Here is an 18,013-nt window from a genome sequence, read left to right as displayed (position 1 = left end):
ACTCAGTCATCGCTGGCAAGCCAGCTCCCACAGGGATTCAGGTGAACGTCGAGATCAGTGTTCAGCCCTCACCATTCAGCGACGTTCGATTGGCACGAACTTGCGCTGTTCTACGCCGACGTATTCGGCGCTTGGGCGGATGATGCGGTTGTTGGCGCGTTGTTCGAACACGTGCGCCGCCCAGCCGGTCAGGCGCGAGCAGACGAAGATCGGTGTGAACAGCTTGGTCGGGATGCCCATGAAGTGGTACGCCGAGGCGTGGTAGAAGTCGGCGTTCGGAAACAGTTTCTTCTGCTCCCACATGGTCTTGTCGATGGCTTCGGAAACCGCGAACAGCACCTTGTCGCCGACTTCATCAGAAAGCTTTTTCGCCCAGCCCTTGATCACCTCGTTGCGCGGGTCGCTGTCCTTATAGATCGCGTGGCCGAACCCCATGATCTTGTCTTTGCGCTCGAGCATGCCGAGGGTGCCTTTGATCGCGTCTTCGGGCGACGAAAAGCGCTCGATCATTTCCATCGCCGCTTCGTTGGCGCCGCCGTGCAGCGGGCCGCGCAACGAACCGATGGCCGCCGTGACGCAGGAATACAGATCGGACAGGGTCGACGCGCAAACACGGGCGGTGAAGGTCGAGGCGTTGAATTCGTGTTCGGCGTAGAGAATCAGCGACACGTTCATCACTTTGACGTGCAGTTCGCTCGGCTTCTTGTCGTGCAGCAAGTGCAGGAAGTGGCCACCGATGGATTGTTCATCGGTCACGCAGTTGATGCGTTTGCCATCGTGGCTGAAGCGATACCAGTAGCACATGATCGCCGGGAACGCGGCCAGCAGACGGTCAGTCTTGTCGCGCTGTTCGGAGAAGTCTTTCTCCGGTTCGATGTTGCCAAGGAACGAGCATCCGGTGCGCATCACGTCCATCGGGTGGGCGTCGGCGGGGATGCGTTCCAGCACTTCTTTCAGCGCCTGCGGCAGGTCGCGCAGCTTGCTCAGCTTGCCTTGATAAGCGTCGAGTTCGGCCTGGGTCGGCAGTTCGCCGTACAGCAGCAGGTACGCCACTTCTTCAAATTGCGCATCGGCTGCCAGTTCGCGCACGTCGTAGCCGCGATAGGTCAGCCCGGCACCGGCCTGGCCTACGGTGGACAGTGCGGTTTGCCCGGCAACCTGGCCCCGGAGCCCGGCGCCACTGAGTACTTTTGCTTCGGCCATTGCTGTCTCCAATTTTTGAATTTGTTAGGGAATCTGCAATTTCGGTGTTGTTTGTAAAAGATCGCAGCCTGCGGCAGCTCCTACAAAGATCCATGTAGGAGCTGTCGAGTGAAACGAGGCTGCGATCTTTTGATCTTCATTTTTTCGCCGCAAACAACGCATCGAGCTTCTGCTCGAACGTGTGGTAATCGATGCGATCGTAAAGTTCCATGCGAGTCTGCATGGTGTCGATGACATTCTGCTGTGTGCCGTCGCGGCGGATCGCGGTGTAGACATTTTCCGCAGCCTTGTTCATCGCGCGGAACGCCGAGAGCGGGTACAGCACCAGCGACACATCGGCGCCGGCCAGTTGCTCGGTGGTGTACAGCGGCGTTGCGCCGAACTCGGTGATGTTGGCCAGAATCGGCGCTTTCACGCGACTGGCGAACAGCTTGTACATCTCAAGTTCTGTGATGGCTTCCGGGAAGATCATGTCGGCGCCAGCCTCAATGCACGCCGCAGCGCGATCCAGAGCAGACTCCAGACCTTCAACGGCCAGCGCATCGGTACGCGCCATGATCACGAAGCTGTCGTCGGTACGGGCATCGACGGCAGCCTTGATGCGGTCGACCATTTCCTGCTGGCTGACGATCTCTTTATTCGGACGATGGCCGCAGCGCTTGGCGCCGACCTGGTCTTCGATGTGAATCGCCGCCGCGCCGAACTTGATCATCGATTTGACGGTGCGCGCCACGTTGAAGGCCGAAGAACCGAAACCGGTGTCGACATCCACCAGCAGCGGCAGATCGCAGACGTCGGTGATGCGCCGTACGTCGGTGAGCACGTCATCCAGACCGGTGATGCCCAGATCCGGCACGCCGAGGGAACCTGCGGCCACCCCGCCACCGGACAGGTAGATCGCCTTGAAACCGGCACGTTTGGCCAGCAGCGCGTGGTTGGCGTTGATCGCGCCGACCACCTGCAAAGGGTGCTCGCTGGCGACCGCATCGCGGAAACGCTGGCCTGGAGTGTTCGGGTTGGAACTCATGACTCACCTCGTTCAGTGGCTGTCTTATTGTGGGCGCCGTCCTGGTAATGACGGGCGATGTTGCGTTTCGAGGCGCCGATGTGACGGCGCATCAACAATTCCGCGAGTTCGCCGTCACGGTCGGCGATGGCATCGAGAATCCTGTGGTGTTCGGCGAAGGCCTGGCGCGGGCGGTTCGGCGTGGTCGAAAACTGGATGCGGTACATGCGCACCAGTTGATAGAGCTCGCCGCAGAGCATCTGCGTCAGCGTGCGGTTGCCGCTGCCCTGGATGATGCGGTAGTGGAAGTCGAAATCGCCTTCCTGCTGGTAATAGCCGACCCCGGCCTGAAACGCTGCGTCGCGCTCGTGGGTTTCCAGCACCCGACGCAGCTCATCGATTTCTTCGACGCTCATGCGTTCAGCCGCCAGACGGCACGCCATGCCTTCGAGGGATTCACGGATTTCGTAGAGTTCCAGCAATTCGGCATGGCTCAGCGATACCACTCGCGCGCCGACGTGCGGCACACGCACCAGCAGGCGCTGACCTTCCAGTCGGTGGATCGCCTCACGCAGCGGCCCCCGGCTGATGCCATAGGTGCGTGCCAGTTCAGGCTCGGAGATCTTGCTACCCGGAGCAATCTCGCCTCTGACGATAGCCGCCTGAATGCGTCGAAAGACGTTTTCCGAGAGCGTCTCGGAATCGTCGCCGCTGATGACCGGGGGATCGAGTTGATCCAGCATGATTGTCGACACCTTGAAATCCAATGCGGCAAAAACTAGCCAATCCGGCCGCATCAGTCAAAGGAAAAATACATATTGTCGACAATCGTCTAATAACGTCCCTCAAGAGGCCCAAGGGTTATAGACCCCTTCGGGCGCTGGCGCCATAAAACCACCGTGCTAGAATGCCGCCCGCATTTGCTGGCCATTTGTACGGCTTGTCATAAAAAGCTGAAAGGCACACGAAGGAACCTGCGCAAGTTTTGCCAGGCACCTGAACCGAAAACGGAACGCTGCGCACCAGGATTTATGAGACTCAAGCCCTTTCCCACATTCTTCGCCCTGTTTTGCCTGCCCGGCCTTGCCGCCGCGGGGGAAAAAACTGTGTACGGCCTCAACGAATACGCCTCGCTTGACGGCATCAATCTGGAAGTCGCGGCCAAACTCGACACCGGCGCAAAAACCGCCTCGCTGAGTGCCCGCGATATCAAACGCTTCAAGCGCAATGGTGAATCCTGGGTACGCTTCTACCTGGCGATCGACACCGCGCATTCGCATCCTATCGAGCGCCCGCTGGCCCGAGTCAGCAAGATCAAGCGCCGCGCCGGCGACTACGATCCGGAAGAAGGCAAAAAGTACACCGCACGCCCGGTGATCGAGCTGGATATCTGCATGGGTTCGGCAATGCGCAGCATAGAAGTGAACCTGACCGACCGAAGTGCGTTCCAATACCCGCTTTTGATCGGTTCCGAAGCGCTGAAACGCTTCGACGCACTGGTCGATCCCAGTCTTAAATACGCTGCAGGCAAACCCGCTTGCACCATCGCCGCTCATACCGCCGAGTAATTTCCATGCGTTCTCTAACCTTCCACCTGAAAATCCTGATCACCATTCTGGTGCTCCTGGGCGTTTCGGTTACGGCCTATCAGATTTTCGTACTCGGCATCCCGGTGACCGAAGACGCCACCGACGACTTGTGGAACATCGACGCCAAGGTCGAGTTCGTCGCCAGCACCAAAGACCCGGTGAAGATCCAGATGTTCGTGCCGCCGCTGAGCCGCGATTACGTCAGCCTCAACGAGAGCTTCATCTCCAATAACTACGGTGTGGCGGTGAACCGCGTCGACGGCAACCGCAAAGTGACCTGGTCGGCGCGACGCGCCAAGGGCAATCAGACCCTTTATTACCGTCTGGTGCTGACCAAGCGCTACACCGCAGAAAAAACCAAGACCAAAGGTCCGACCTTCCGCGACAGCATGGTCATCGAAGGCCCGGAAAAAATCGCCGCCGAATCGCTGCTCGCACCGATTCGCCAGCACTCGGCCGACGTTGAAACCTTCATCGGCGAAGCGATCAAGCGCGTCAACAACGTCAACGACGACAACGTGAAACTGCTCCTGGCCGGCGATCCATCGACGCCGAACAAAGCCAAAATCGTCGAACTGCTGTTGTCCATCGCCCACGTCCCGGTGGAAAAGGTCCACACCATCCGCCTCGTCGCCGATCAGCCGCAAACGCCTGAGCTGTGGCTGCGCAGCTTCAACGGCACCGACTGGCTGTACTTCAATCCGGAAACCGGCGAACAGGGCCTGCCGACCGACCGCCTGCTGTGGTGGACCGGCGATGAAAACCTGATCACCATCGACGGCGGCAAGAAAGCCAACGTGACCTTCAGCCTGAACAACAGCGAGATGAACGCGATTCGTCTGGCCAAGCTGACCGACGAAAACACCGACGCCAACTTCCTCGAATACTCGCTCTACGGCCTGCCGCTGCAAACCCAGCAGACGTTCATGATCATGGTAATGATCCCGATCGGCGTGCTGGTGATCCTGATCCTGCGCAACCTGATCGGCCTGCAGACCCTCGGCACGTTTACCCCGGTGCTGATTGCCCTCGCCTTCCGTGAAACGCAATTGGGCTTCGGCATCCTGCTGTTTACCGTGATTACCGCGCTGGGCCTGTCGTTAAGGTCGTATCTGGAACACCTGAAGCTGCAAATGCTGCCGCGACTGTCGGTGGTGCTGACGTTTGTCGTGGTGTTGATCGCGGCAATCAGCCTGTTCAGCCATAAACTGGGTCTGGAGCGGGGTCTGTCGGTGGCGCTGTTCCCGATGGTGATTCTGACCATGACCATCGAACGCCTGTCGATTACCTGGGAAGAACGCGGTGCCAGCCATGCGATGAAAGTCGCCATCGGCACGCTGTTTGCGGCCACCCTGGCGCACCTGATCATGACCGTGCCCGAGCTGATCTACTTCGTGTTCACCTTCCCGGCGATCCTGCTGATTCTGGTGGGCTTCATGCTGGCGATGGGTCGTTATCGCGGTTACCGCCTGACCGAACTGGTGCGTTTCAAGGCGTTCCTGAAGAAGGCTGATAGCTGATGTTCGGTTTCTGGAAGACCTGGAAGGCCCTGGAAGCCCGGGGCATCATGGGCATCAATCGGCGTAACGCCGATTACGTGCTCAAGTACAACAAGCGCAGTCTGTACCCGATCGTCGATGACAAGATCATCACCAAGGAACGCGCGATCAAGGCCGGCATTCACGTGCCGGAGTTGTATGGCGTGATTTCCACCGAGAAGGAAATCGACAAGCTCGGCGAGATCATCGACGGGCATAGCGACTTCGTGATCAAACCGGCCCAAGGCGCTGGCGGTGACGGCATCATCGTGGTGGCCGACCGCTTCGAGGGCCGTTACCGCACGGTCTCGGGCAAGATCATTGCCCACGAAGAGCTTGAGCATCACATCTCGAGCATCCTCACCGGCCTGTATTCCCTTGGCGGGCACCGTGATCGCGCGCTGATCGAATACCGCGTGACCCCGGACCAGATCTTCAAAAGCATCAGTTATGAAGGCGTGCCGGACATCCGCATCATTGTGTTGATGGGGTATCCGGTAATGGCGATGTTGCGCCTGCCGACCCGTCAATCCGGCGGCAAGGCCAACCTGCACCAGGGCGCCATTGGCGTCGGCGTGGATCTGGCGACAGGCCTGACCCTGCGCGGCACCTGGCTGAACAACATCATCACCAAACACCCGGACACCACCAACGCAGTGGATGGCGTGCAACTGCCCTACTGGGACGGTTTCATGAAGCTCGCTGCCGGGTGTTATGAGTTGTGTGGTCTGGGTTACATCGGCGTGGACATGGTGCTGGATCAGGAAAAGGGCCCGCTGATTCTTGAGCTGAATGCGCGGCCGGGGCTGAATATCCAGATCGCCAATGATTGCGGTCTGACGTTGCGTACCCATGCGGTGGAAGCGCGACTGGAAGAGCTCAAGGCACGTGGCGTGACTGAGTCGGTGGAAGAGCGGGTGGCGTTTACTCAGGAAATGTTTGGGCATATTCCTGCGGTAGAGGGCTGAATCGCTTAAGAGCTGAAAAGCCCCTCACCCTAACCCTCTCCCAGAGGGAGAGGGGACTGACCGAGGTGAATGTTCGAAGTACATCGACCTGATCTATCGAGTCGAACTCAGGCCTTGAAAAGTTTGAAGATCTACTCCTTTTCCCCCTCGCCCCTTTGGGGGAGAGGGTTGGAGTGAGGGGTAGGCTTTTGACTTTGAACTGGCCGCCGAGAGGACTACAATCCCCACCCCGCTTCAACGGCCGATCTGCCCCGCCCATGTTGACCTGTTCCGTACACCCGCTGCCCTACCGCGCCAATCCCGCCGACTACTTCGCGGCAATCCGCAACGCCCCCGGCGCTGTGCTGCTCGACAGTGGTCGGCCGAGTGCCGAGCGTGGCCGGTATGACTTGCTCAGCGCCTGGCCGCTGGAACAACTGGCCGTAATGCCGGACGAAAGCGGCAGTCTTTTCCTGCAACGTCTGCGCGATAACCTGAGCCGTTTGGGTGAGGCTGATTTGCCAGCGGGCCTCGAGTTACCGTTCGCGGGCGGCCTGATCGGTTACCTGAGCTACGACTTCGGTCGACATCTGGAACACCTGCCAAGTCAGGCGCAGGATGATCTGCAATTGCCCGACGCACGATTTGGCCTGTATGCCTGGGCGCTGATCAGTGATCACCAGACCGCCACCAGCCAATTGGTTTTCCACCCATCCATCGTCGACAGCGAAAAGCAGCGCCTGATTGCGTTGTTCACTCAACTGCCTGCTGACTCACTGGCCCCGTTCAAACTGAACAATCCGATGAGCGCCGACCTCTCGGCTGACGATTACCGCCAGGCCTTCGAACGCATCCAGCATTACATTCAGGCCGGTGACTGCTATCAGGTCAACTTCGCCCAGCGCTTCCGCGCTACCTGCCAGGGCGATCCATGGCTGGCCTATTGCGCCCTGCGCGAAGCCTGCCCGACACCGTTTTCCGGGTTCCAGAGCTTGCCGGACGGTGGAGCGGTGTTAAGCCTGTCGCCAGAACGCTTCGTCAAAGTCAGTCAGGGTCAGGTGGAAACCCGTCCGATCAAAGGCACCCGCCCACGCGGCCTGACACCGGCCGAAGACGCCGCCAATGCTGCTGAACTGCTGGCTAGCCCCAAGGATCGCGCGGAAAACCTGATGATCGTCGACCTGCTGCGCAACGATCTGGGGCGCACCTGTCGCATCGGTTCGGTGCGGGTGCCGGAGTTGTTCAGTCTGGAGAGCTATCCCAACGTCCACCATCTGGTCAGCAGCGTGACCGGTGAGCTGGCGCAGGATCGCGACGCGTTAGACCTTATCGCCGGCAGCTTCCCCGGCGGCTCGATCACCGGCGCGCCGAAGATTCGCGCGATGCAGATCATCGACGAACTGGAGCCGACGCGACGCGGCTTGTATTGCGGCTCGTTGCTGTATCTGGACGTGCGCGGCGAGATGGACAGCTCCATCGCGATTCGCAGTCTGTTGGTCAAGGATGGGCAGGTGTGCTGCTGGGGTGGCGGCGGGATTGTTGCCGATTCGAACTGGCAGGCTGAATATCAGGAGTCGATCACCAAAGTGAAAATCCTCCTTCAAACCCTGCAAAATCTCTAAAGGCTTCGCGAGCAGGCTCGCTCCCACAATGGAATGCATTGCACACGTGGGAGCGAGCCTGCTCGCGAAAGCGTCCTTCCAGACGACTACAAACTCAGGTCCCGATTCGAGGCCTTGAGGAATTCCTGTTTCAGTTCAGCAAACGTGTGCACCGCCGGAAACTGCGGAAACTCGCGGATTACATTGTCCGGCGCATGGAACAGAATCCCCGCATCCGCCTCGCCCAGCATCGTCGTGTCGTTGTACGAATCACCCGCCGCAATCACCCGGTAATACAGGCTCTTGAAGGCCAGCACCGACTGACGTTTGGGATCCTTCTGACGCAACTGATAGCTGGTCACCCGACCGGTTTCATCCGTGATCAGGCGATGGCAAAGCAACGTCGGGAATCCCAACTGGCGCATCAAAGGCTGGGAGAACTCGTAGAAGGTGTCCGACAGAATCACCACCTGGAAGCGCTCGCGCAGCCAGTTGACGAATTCCACCGCGCCGTCCAGCGGCTTCAGCGTGGCGATCACTTCCTGAATGTCCGAGAGCTTCAGGCCGTGTTCATCGAGGATGCGCAGACGCTGCTTCATCAACACGTCGTAATCGGGAATGTCCCGGGTGGTGGCCTTGAGGGATTCGATTCCGGTTTTTTCGGCGAAAGCGATCCAGATTTCCGGCACCAACACCCCTTCAAGATCCAGGCAAGCAATTTCCACAAGACACTCCCGTTTGTATTGATTATTGAGTCGAGCGACGCCGAACTCTAGCGGCTCCACCACGACCGTGCAACGCACAGCACGCGCCAACCGGCGCAGCTTTTTGTTACCATCGCCGCCATATAGAGCGCCCAGCGCCACCGACCTGTAGGAAGCCGCCCTGATGAGCCCAACGTTCGATGTCGTGGAACTCGCCACGACCTATGCCAACAAATCCGCTCAGGACATCCTGAAACTCGCGTTCGCCGAGTTCGGCGACGAGTTGTGGATATCTTTCAGCGGCGCCGAGGATGTGGTGCTGGTGGACATGGCCTGGAAGCTGAACAAGAACGTCAAAGTGTTCAGCCTCGACACCGGCCGCCTGCACCCGGAAACCTATCGATTCATCGAGCAAGTGCGCGAGCACTACAAGATCGACATCGAAATCGTCTCGCCGGATTACACGAAACTGGAACCGTTCGTGAAGGAAAAAGGCCTGTTCAGTTTCTACAAGGACGGCCATGGCGAATGCTGCGGCATCCGCAAGATCGAGCCGCTGCGACGCAAACTCTCCAACGTCAAAGCCTGGGCCACCGGCCAGCGCCGCGACCAGAGTCCGGGCACGCGCAGTGCCGTTGCGGTGATGGAAATCGACAGCGCATTCTCGACACCGGAACGTACCCTGTACAAATTCAACCCGCTGGCACAGATGACCAGCGAAGAGATTTGGGGCTACATCCGCATGCTTGAGCTGCCGTACAACAGCCTGCATGAACGCGGTTTTATCAGCATCGGTTGCGAACCTTGCACCCGCCCTGTCCTGCCGAACCAGCACGAGCGCGAAGGCCGCTGGTGGTGGGAAGAAGCAACCCAGAAGGAATGCGGGTTGCATGCGGGAAATATCATCAGCAAAGCTTGATTCCGCAGGCGAGCTCCCACCCTCGCCCGAGTCGCCCACTCAAAACGTGTACACACGAATGTCACCATCGGTGCCATTTATGTGTGCACTTTTTTGTTTCTGCGCCCTGAAAAGTTACACGCGCTCAACGACTCCCTTCTCTCTGGCGTCCGCCAAAATTCCTCGCAAAAAATAAATACCTGTTCAATCGGTCAATTTTTAACCAATTGTTTTCAACAACTTATGGATCTTCGATAACTTTTCGAAATGAGCCGCGCATTTCATAGATGGGTAACTGGCACAAATCTGGCTTTGGTGCATGCATGTTTTGTATACAAAAGTGCAAAACATAAACACACTTTCGATCCGCAAGCCTGAAGCGCCCTATCCCGTACAGGCTGCAGATGCCCCTAACCTGTGATGGTTTCACTGCCGCGACGAAGATTTGTCGAGCCTGACGGCTTATGCACAGTCATCGCGGCCTTGAACATCAGGAGCCTGCCGGAATGCGTACAAGTCTCTCGAATAACATCGCGCTGAATCTGCCCGCCTCTGCACTCGATCAACCCTCCCCCCACGACGCACTGGTCGAACCGCTGCAACTGAGCCCCCGCTTGCACAACAGCGACCTGGCACCGACCAAGGCCGAGGGTCGACGCTGGGGCAAATACAGCATCTTCGCCCTGTGGACCAATGACGTGCACAACATCGCCAACTATTCGTTCGCCATTGGCCTGTATGCCTTGGGCCTGGGTGGCTGGCAGATTCTGTTGTCGCTGGGGATCGGCGCAGCGCTGGTGTATTTCTTCATGAACCTGTCCGGTTACATGGGGCAGAAAACCGGTGTGCCGTTTCCGGTCATCAGCCGGATCAGTTTCGGTATCCACGGGGCGCAAATGCCTGCGTTGATCCGGGCTGTTATCGCCATAGCCTGGTTCGGCATTCAGACATATCTGGCGTCGGTGGTGTTTCGCGTTTTGCTCACGGCGGTTCATCCCGGATTCGCCGAGTACGACCACAACTCGATCCTCGGGCTATCGACGTTGGGCTGGGTGTGTTTCGTGGTGATCTGGCTCGTGCAACTGGCGATTCTCGCCTACGGCATGGAAATGGTCCGCCGCTATGAAGCGTTTGCCGGACCGGTGATTCTGGTGACCGTCGCGGCCCTCGCCGCCTGGATGTACACGCAGGCCAACGCGACCATTGCCTGGTCGACTCGCGACCCGCTGACCGGTGGCGAGATGTGGCGCAACATCTTTGCCGGCGGCGCGTTGTGGCTGGCGATCTACGGCACGCTGATCCTCAATTTCTGCGACTTCGCCCGCTCCTCGCCGTGCCGGAAGACCATCAAGGTAGGAAATTTCTGGGGTTTGCCGGTAAACATTCTGGTATTCGCCGCGATTACCGTCCTGCTGTGTGGCGCGCAGTTTCAGATCAACGGCCGGATCATCGAAAGCCCGACCGAAATCATCGCCTCGATTCCCAATACCTTCTTTCTGGTTCTCGGTTGCCTGGCCTTCCTGATCGTCACGGTGGCGGTGAACATCATGGCCAACTTCGTCGCCCCGGCGTTCGTGCTCAGTAACCTGGCGCCGAAGTACCTGACCTTCCGCCGCGCCGGGCTGATCAGCGCGGCCATCGCCGTGTTGATCCTGCCGTGGAATCTCTATAACAGTCCGTTGGTGATCGTGTATTTCCTCTCCGGTCTCGGCGCCCTGCTCGGGCCGTTGTACGGCGTGATCATGGTTGACTACTGGCTGATCCGCAAAGGCCGGATCAATGTCCCGCAGCTCTACAGCGAAGATCCCAACGGCGCTTATTACTACAGCCACGGCGTCAATTTCCGTGCAGTGGCGGCGTTTATTCCTGCCGCGCTGATTGCCATCGTCCTGGCGCTGGTGCCGGGTTTCCACAGTGTCTCGCCGTTCTCCTGGCTGATTGGCGCCGGGATCGCCGGAATGCTCTATCTGATCATCGCCAAACGCCAGCCGGACTACGCCGACGTCAGCGGCGAATGCATCGCTGTCGACAACGTCTGCCATTAATTCCCTCGCGGCCCGGACTTCGGGCCGCAAACTGCCCGCTATAAGGACTCTCCATGCGCATTCTCGTGGTTAACGTCAACACCACCGAATCCATCACCGATGCCATCGCCCGCTCGGCGCAGGCTGTCGCGTCTCCCGGTACGGAAATCGTCGGCCTGACGCCCTACTTCGGCGCCGACTCGATTGAAGGCAACTTCGAAAGCTATCTGGCGGCCATCGCCGTGATGGACCGGGTGATGGCCTACGACCAACCGTTCGACGCGGTGATTCAGGCCGGTTACGGCGAACACGGTCGCGAAGGCTTGCAGGAATTGCTCAACGTGCCCGTGGTGGACATCACCGATGCGGCGGCCAGCACCGCGATGTTTCTCGGCCATGCCTATTCGGTGGTGACCACGCTGGATCGCACCGTGCCGTTGATCGAGGATCGGCTGAAACTGTCCGGGCTGTGGGATCGTTGCGCGTCGGTGCGGGCCAGTGGCTTGGCCGTTCTGGAGCTGGAACACGAACCTCAACGGGCGCTGGAAGCCATCGTCCATCAGGCTGAACTGGCGGTGACGCAGGACAAGGCCGAGGTGATCTGCCTGGGTTGCGGCGGTATGGCCGGGCTTGATGAGCAGATTCGCCGGCGCACGGGCGTGCCGGTGGTGGATGGGGTGACGGCGGCGGTGATGATTGCGGAATCGCTGGTGCGTTTGCGGTTGTCGACGTCCAAGGTGCGGACGTATGCAACGCCGCGGCCGAAGACGATTATTGGCTGGCCGGGGCGGTTTGCACGCTGAGAACCGAGTCGACTTATTCGCGAGCAGGCTCGCTTCCACAGGATCAGTGTTGGTTACAAATATGTGGTCCGATGCAAAATCTGTGGGAGCGAGCCTGCTCGCGAAGGGGGCAACCCGGCCCCAGGCCTTGCTCAAAAAGCACTGAACCGCCGAGCCAGGCCCTGCTCTACAAACTGCTCAATCACAAAATCGACAAACGCCCGAGTCTTGCCCGGCAACAATTTATGCTCGGCATAGTAGATGGAAATGTTGCCGTCATCGACGAACCATTCCGGCAACACCCGCTGCAATGTGCCCGCCTCCAGATACCCCACCGCGAACGGCATGCTCACCAGTGCAATCCCCAGGCCTTGCGCAGCCGTGGCGCAGGCAGCCTCCGAATCGCTCATGGTCATTCGCGTCTTGAGGGTCAATGCTCGACAGAGCTGACTGCCACTACTGACCAATTGCCAAGAGCGCACTCGACCGGTTTGCGGCGACCGAATCAGAATGCCATCGTGATATTGCAGGTCGTCCGGTTCGACGATCGCTTCGTGCTTTTGCAGATAGTCAGCAGAGGCCACCAACACGCGATGCGCGGGTGCCAATTTGCGTGCGACGACGCCTTGGGGCAGTTCAAATCCGCCGCCAATCGCTGCATCGAACCCCTGCCCGATTAGATCGACCTGACGGTTATCAAAATGCCAGTCAGGGTTGATCGCCGGAAACCGACGTAAAAACGCTTCCAGCAACGGCACGACGTACAAACGCCCGAACACGGTGCCCATACTGACTTTCAACGTTCCCGCTGGCAGGCCTTCGACACTGGCCAGATTAGCCACTGCGTTCTGAATCGTGGTCAGACTGGCACTGACCTGATTCAAAAACAGCTGGCCCGCCTCGGTCAGCGCCAAGCTGCGGGTGCTGCGCTGGAACAACCGCACGCCCAGCCTCGTCTCAAGTTTCGCGACACTTTTACCGACCGCCGCCGGCGTCAGGCTCAAGCGCCTTGCCGCTTCGGCGAAGCTGCCGACTTCGGCGCTGCGCACAAAGCATTCAATACTGCTGAAGGTTTCCATGATCGCCACTATAAACTTCTGGTTTACACAGATTATAGCAATCATGGGCTACACGGTTGTGGATCAGAGGTCGATACTCGGCTCCAACAACAAGGCAGTCCCGCCTTGAATAGTCTGGAGATCGAACATGACCACTCAACACCTCGGCGGCAAAGTCGCTCTGATTCAAGGCGGTTCCCGTGGCATCGGTGCCGCCATCGTCAAACGCCTGGCCGCTGAAGGCGCTGCAGTAGCCTTCACTTACGTGAGCTCCACCGCCAAAGCCGAAGAGCTGCAGAACAGCATCACCGCCAACGGTGGCAAAGCCCTCGCGATCAAGGCCGACAGTGCCGACGCAGAAGCCATCCGCCATGCGGTCAGCAGCACCGTCGAAGCCTTTGGACGTCTGGACATTCTGGTCAACAACGCCGGCGTACTGGCCGTGGCCCCGCTGGAAGACTTCACCCTGGAAGATTTCGACCAGACTCTGGCCATCAACGTGCGCAGCGTATTCATCGCCTCGCAGGAAGCGGCCAAACACATGGGCGAAGGCGCACGCATCATCAACATCGGCAGCACCAACGCCGATCGCATGCCCTTCGCCGGTGGCGGTGTGTATGCGATGAGCAAATCGGCACTGGTCGGCCTGACCAAAGGCCTGGCACGCGACCTGGGCCCGCGCGGCATCACCATCAACAACGTGCAGCCCGGCCCGGTCGACACCGACATGAACCCGGCGCACGGTGACTTCGCTGATAGCCTGATCCCCCTGATGGCAGTGGGTCGCTACGGTAAAGCCGAAGAAATCGCCAGCTTCGTCGCCTACCTGGCGGGCCCGGAAGCCGGCTACATCACCGGTGCCAGCCTGACCATCGACGGTGGTTTCGGCGCCTGATATCTCTCGATCGACTGTACGAAAAACGCCGCCCCTCCTTAAACGGAGGGGCGGCGTTTCTGTTTATCGGGTGATCGCTCGATCAGGTCCATTCCAGTGCCGGCAGGCCACAGGCGCTCGGGACAAACCCTTTCAACGACCGGAGAATCCCGTCGGCGTGTGCGTATTTTTCATCGGCCATGGCCGCGTCGGGAATGGCGATGGCCGTCATGCCCGCCGCTTTCGCTGCAGTCACTCCAAACGGTGAATCCTCGAACACCAGACAATCTTCAGGCGCGATACCCAGACGCCGCGCCGCGGTGAGGAAAATATCCGGCGCGGGCTTGGCTGCGCCGACTTCAGGATCGTCCGCCGTGACAATGAAATCGAACAGCGCAAACCACTCGCGGTGCAACGTGGTCTTCTGACCGAACGACTGTCGTGACGAACTGGTGCCCACGGCAATTGGAATATTGTGGGCCTTGAGGTGACGAATCAGCTCTTCGGCGCCCGGCATCGCCTGCGCGGTGGGGAAACGCTCGCGCATCAAAGGCTCGCGAATCACCAGAAACTCTTCGGCAGTAATCGGCAGATCCAGCGCTTGCACTACATAGTTCGCCAGATCGTTGGCACCGCGGCCAATGATGTTCTGCTTGACGCTCCAGTCGAAGGTGCGCCCGTAACGCTCGGCAATCATCGAGGTGACCTCGGTGTAAATACCCTCGGTGTCCAGCAGCAAACCATCCATATCGAAAATCACGGCCTTGATCGGGCCGAACGCCTTCAGCGGTGCATTCATCATCGGATCCGTTATCAAAGACATCCCAGGCGGCGGGTAGCGCCGCTGCTCGGATCTGATTAATGGGTTCAGCAGCATAACGAGCACAGCCGACATTGAGCAACGGGCAATATCTGCTCAAGCGATGAACTGATCGCAGGCAAATAGCGAAACGCCCTACAGATATTGCCTACATTCCCGACTTCTTTCCTTTTTGATCCCCCGCAAAGTCCGCGCACCTTTTTCACATGCGCGAGTGACTGCGAATGCTTCCACCCGATCGGCTTCTGCCCCTGAACAACAGCATCGGCCTGCTGGTGGTTGCCGCCCTTAATCCCGAGCACCCGGACTTCGAAACCCTGATCCGGGAGTTTCGCCTGTGCCTGAACAACTACGAAGCCTGGGCCGAACAGTTCTGGATGGGCTCGGCGCTGGATATCGAGCAGGTGTTCAAAGTCGGCAACGACGTCAACCTCAGCGCGCCCGTCAACAGCCGTAAACCCATCAGCTCTTCAGTGTTCATGTGCCCGGCCAGCGGCCCCTTGACCCTGGTGCACATGTTCGAAGCCGCTCGTTTTGTACCGATCGGCAACACCCCGCTGACACTCGAGCCGGTGATTGCCGACGTCGGCGGCGTTTTGACCTTCGGCGAACCGCAACATTATGAAATCGGCCCGAGCGGCATTCTGGAGGTGAGTGATTGCGACCGGGGCCAGCGTTATCGCATCACCTTCTTTCCTGATGTTTCCACCCGGCATGTCCGGGCGCTGTATGCCTCTTATGAAAGTGTCATCAGTGGCCTGGAAGACTGGTTACGCGTTGAATGGGCAGGATTTCGGCCGCTTTGGACGGAGTTTTCCAGCGCCGGATTTCTCGAGCGTTTCGGTCAACTGCAACAGGCCGATTGGCGCGGCTTCGAAAATGCCTTGCACGGCGTCTGGGATGACATCAAACAACTATTCGCCCTGCTCGCCGACTTGCAGGCCAACAGCGAAAAGCTTCTGGATTACCTGAGCGACATTGAGCTGGACGCTTTGCTGCAGGCTTCCCACGAGGCGATTGCCAACGGCTTGTTGATGCTCAGCGACGAGCCGCTTTTGTTCATTCATCTGGCGGCGTTCACCGGTTGGCTGAAGATGCTGCCGCCGCAATACCTGGCGGAAGTGGTCGCAGAAATCCGTGTCGAGTTGTTGATCAGTTTCCTGTTGATGCGCGTCTCTGGCGGCATGGGCGTGCAGCTGCGGTTGAGCAGCAAAGTGCTGGCGAAAATCAAATCGCCGCGCGCGCGGGAATGGCTGGCAGCTTCTGCTTTGCGCCTGGCTGAACTGAATTCCTCGCCTGATTTGACTCGCCATGCCGGCGTTTTGAAACCGCTGGTGCTCAATGTGCGTGATGTTGAGCTGAAACCGACGCCGTCGATTCCGGTGAACATTCGGCAGGCCGATTCCGTGATTTTGACAGTGCCGAATCCGGCCCCACTCGCACGGGACAAGTCGCATGGCATGAGTCGGATGCAGCGTCTTGAGCCTCACGATGACGCGCCCGACCAGGCAAAGAACCCCAACGGCAACAGCGCCGATTGTGTACCACTCACCTGCAGAGACGGCTGCCCGGTGTCGATGGTTACCGGCGAGGAACTGCTGACCCTGACCGATGGCGTGCTCGATGGGCTGCTGCCATTCGAGTTCACAAGGCTGTATCGCACCAGTGCCGCCGAAATCGATGTAGGGCTGGGGTTTGGCTGGAGCCATTCGCTGGCGCATCGGCTGGAGTTCGATGGCGACTGTGTTGTTTGGGTTGACCATGAAAACCGGCGTACGCGGTTCCCGTTGCCGAGTGTTGAGCGCCCGGCGATTCATAACAGCCTGTCGCGGGCGGCGATTTTTCTCGGGGATGAACCGGAAGAACTGATCCTCACGCTGGCGGGGGATGCGGCACGGTTTTATCACTTTCGGGCCGGGCGGCTGACGGCGGTTAGTGATGCGTATGGCAATCGTCTGCGCATTGTTCGGGATCGGCAGGATCGGGTTCAGCGTCTGGACAACGGCGCGGGTCGGGCGCTGTTGTTGCGTTATGACCGCCAGCATTTGGTGGCCGTCGACTATCAGTCGTTTCAGCAGGCTGAATGGACGACTGAGCATACCCTCGTCAGCTACCGCTACGACGCCTATCAGCGTCTGGTCGAGGCGCGTAACGCGGTCGGCGACAGCGAGCGTTACGACTACGACGATGAGCACGTCATCCTGCAGCGCCAACTCACGGGCGGCGCGAGTTTCTTCTGGGAGTGGGAACGCTCAGGAAAATCGGCGCGTTGCGTCAGGCACTGGGCGTCGTTCTCGCAGATGGACACGCGTTATGCCTGGCATGACGACGGCAGTGTCGGCGTGCATTACGTCGATGGCACCGAAGAAACCTACGTCCACGATGACCGCGCACGACTGGTGCGCAAGGTCGAGGCCGATGGCGGCGAACACCTCAAGGCCTACGACGGTTCGGGCCGCTTGGTGGCCGAGCAGGATCCCTTAGGCGCCGTCACCGAATACCGCTACGACGATGTCGGACGGCTGATCGCGCTGCTTCCGCCGGACGATGTGCCAACGTCCTACGAGTACCGCAACGGTTTCCTGCACAGCCGCTCACGTGGCGATGCGGTATGGACGTATCGGCGCAATGCCCAGGGCGATGTCACTGAGGCGGTCGATCCCGATGGTCAGGTCACGCATTACCACTACGACGCTCGCGGGCAGTTGCTGTCGATCCGCTATCCGGACACCAGTCGGCATGTGTTTGTCTGGAACACCCTCGGTCAGTTGGTTGAAGAAACCCTGCCCGATGGCGGTGTGCGGCACTTTTCCTACGATGCACTGGGACGCAGGACTACCACTGCTGATGAACACGGTGCGGTCACGCGTCAGCATTGGGACGCCATTGGCCGACTGATCCAGACGACTTCTCCTACGGGCGCCACCCGCGCCTACAGTTATGGCGCCTACAACCAGGTCACCGCCGAA

Annotated in this window: 15 protein-coding genes; 9 read left to right on the top strand and 6 right to left on the bottom strand. The window is 59.2% G+C overall.

Annotated elements, in window-relative coordinates; genetic code table 11:
- Positions 1-75: 75 nt before the first annotated feature.
- From prpC to IEQ42_RS13445, 3 genes are all read right to left on the bottom strand, one after another.
- Positions 76-1,203, bottom strand: a complete 1,128-nt coding sequence (prpC, locus tag IEQ42_RS13455) for a bifunctional 2-methylcitrate synthase/citrate synthase (RefSeq protein ID WP_210622347.1) — start codon at positions 1,201-1,203, stop codon at positions 76-78.
- A gap of 136 nt (positions 1,204-1,339) precedes the next feature.
- On the bottom strand, positions 1,340-2,230 hold the full coding sequence (prpB, locus tag IEQ42_RS13450; RefSeq protein ID WP_042558488.1) for a methylisocitrate lyase: 891 nt from the start codon (positions 2,228-2,230) through the stop codon (positions 1,340-1,342).
- The gene (locus tag IEQ42_RS13445; RefSeq protein WP_181818557.1) at positions 2,227-2,949 is read right to left on the bottom strand and encodes a GntR family transcriptional regulator; all 723 of its coding nucleotides are present in this window, start codon (positions 2,947-2,949) and stop codon (positions 2,227-2,229) included. Before IEQ42_RS13445 ends, prpB begins: the two co-directional genes overlap by 4 nt.
- Before the next feature lie 291 nt (positions 2,950-3,240).
- Here IEQ42_RS13445 and rloA point away from each other — a divergent pair, with 291 nt between their 5' ends.
- From rloA to pabB, 4 genes are all read left to right on the top strand, one after another.
- Entirely contained in the window at positions 3,241-3,777 is a 537-nt protein-coding gene (gene rloA / locus IEQ42_RS13440) for a retropepsin-like aspartic peptidase RloA (protein WP_115148453.1), read from the top strand.
- Positions 3,778-3,782: 5 nt separating this feature from the next.
- Positions 3,783-5,318, top strand: coding sequence for an osmotic stress tolerance membrane protein RloB (gene rloB / locus IEQ42_RS13435; protein ID WP_210703835.1), 1,536 nt, complete (start codon positions 3,783-3,785; stop codon positions 5,316-5,318).
- Positions 5,318-6,304, top strand: a complete 987-nt coding sequence (locus IEQ42_RS13430; protein ID WP_210622346.1) for an alpha-L-glutamate ligase-like protein — start codon at positions 5,318-5,320, stop codon at positions 6,302-6,304. The genes rloB and IEQ42_RS13430 overlap by 1 nt, the downstream gene beginning before the upstream one ends.
- A gap of 257 nt (positions 6,305-6,561) precedes the next feature.
- Positions 6,562-7,905, top strand: a complete 1,344-nt coding sequence (gene pabB, locus IEQ42_RS13425; protein ID WP_210703834.1) for an aminodeoxychorismate synthase component I — start codon at positions 6,562-6,564, stop codon at positions 7,903-7,905.
- Positions 7,906-7,991: 86 nt separating this feature from the next.
- On the opposite strand, the gene thrH is transcribed toward pabB, so the two are convergent.
- Positions 7,992-8,609, bottom strand: coding sequence for a bifunctional phosphoserine phosphatase/homoserine phosphotransferase ThrH (gene thrH, locus IEQ42_RS13420; RefSeq protein WP_042558482.1), 618 nt, complete (start codon positions 8,607-8,609; stop codon positions 7,992-7,994).
- A 163-nt stretch (positions 8,610-8,772) separates the two neighbouring features.
- Between thrH and IEQ42_RS13415 the strand changes: the two genes are divergently transcribed.
- The 3 genes from IEQ42_RS13415 to IEQ42_RS13405 all read left to right on the top strand — a co-directional run bounded on the left by IEQ42_RS13415 (position 8,773) and on the right by IEQ42_RS13405 (position 12,313).
- On the top strand, positions 8,773-9,507 hold the full coding sequence (locus tag IEQ42_RS13415; protein ID WP_042558481.1) for a phosphoadenylyl-sulfate reductase: 735 nt from the start codon (positions 8,773-8,775) through the stop codon (positions 9,505-9,507).
- Positions 9,508-9,992: 485 nt separating this feature from the next.
- Complete coding sequence (locus tag IEQ42_RS13410; protein WP_210703833.1) at positions 9,993-11,531, top strand: NCS1 family nucleobase:cation symporter-1; 1,539 nt, start codon at positions 9,993-9,995, stop codon at positions 11,529-11,531.
- A 53-nt stretch (positions 11,532-11,584) separates the two neighbouring features.
- Positions 11,585-12,313 (top strand): aspartate/glutamate racemase family protein, encoded by a 729-nt coding sequence (locus tag IEQ42_RS13405; protein ID WP_150594584.1) that lies wholly within the window; start codon positions 11,585-11,587, stop codon positions 12,311-12,313.
- A gap of 131 nt (positions 12,314-12,444) precedes the next feature.
- Here the strand turns inward: IEQ42_RS13405 and IEQ42_RS13400 are convergent, their stop codons facing one another.
- A complete protein-coding gene (locus IEQ42_RS13400; protein WP_210703832.1) occupies positions 12,445-13,371 on the bottom strand; it encodes a LysR family transcriptional regulator in 927 nt (308 codons plus the stop codon).
- A gap of 127 nt (positions 13,372-13,498) precedes the next feature.
- Between IEQ42_RS13400 and IEQ42_RS13395 the strand changes: the two genes are divergently transcribed.
- Positions 13,499-14,245 carry a 3-oxoacyl-ACP reductase family protein gene (locus IEQ42_RS13395; protein ID WP_210703831.1) on the top strand — a complete coding sequence of 249 codons (747 nt, stop codon included), beginning with the start codon at positions 13,499-13,501 and terminating at the stop codon, positions 14,243-14,245.
- Positions 14,246-14,327: 82 nt separating this feature from the next.
- Here IEQ42_RS13395 and IEQ42_RS13390 read toward each other — a convergent pair whose 3' ends face one another.
- Positions 14,328-15,023: an HAD-IA family hydrolase gene (locus IEQ42_RS13390; RefSeq protein WP_210703830.1), complete on the bottom strand. Its 696-nt coding sequence runs from the start codon at positions 15,021-15,023 to the stop codon at positions 14,328-14,330.
- 245 nt (positions 15,024-15,268) lie between these two features.
- On the opposite strand from IEQ42_RS13390, the gene IEQ42_RS13385 reads away from it, so the two are divergent.
- Positions 15,269-18,013, top strand: a 2,745-nt coding sequence (locus tag IEQ42_RS13385; protein WP_210703829.1) for a DUF6531 domain-containing protein, incomplete at its 3' end; no start/stop codon positions are given.

It is taken from the genome of Pseudomonas iridis (genome assembly GCF_017980685.1).
GTDB lineage: Bacteria > Pseudomonadota > Gammaproteobacteria > Pseudomonadales > Pseudomonadaceae > Aquipseudomonas > Aquipseudomonas iridis.
The sequence above is the reverse complement of the archived record's forward strand: the minus strand, read 5'-3'. Positions and strand labels throughout refer to the sequence as shown.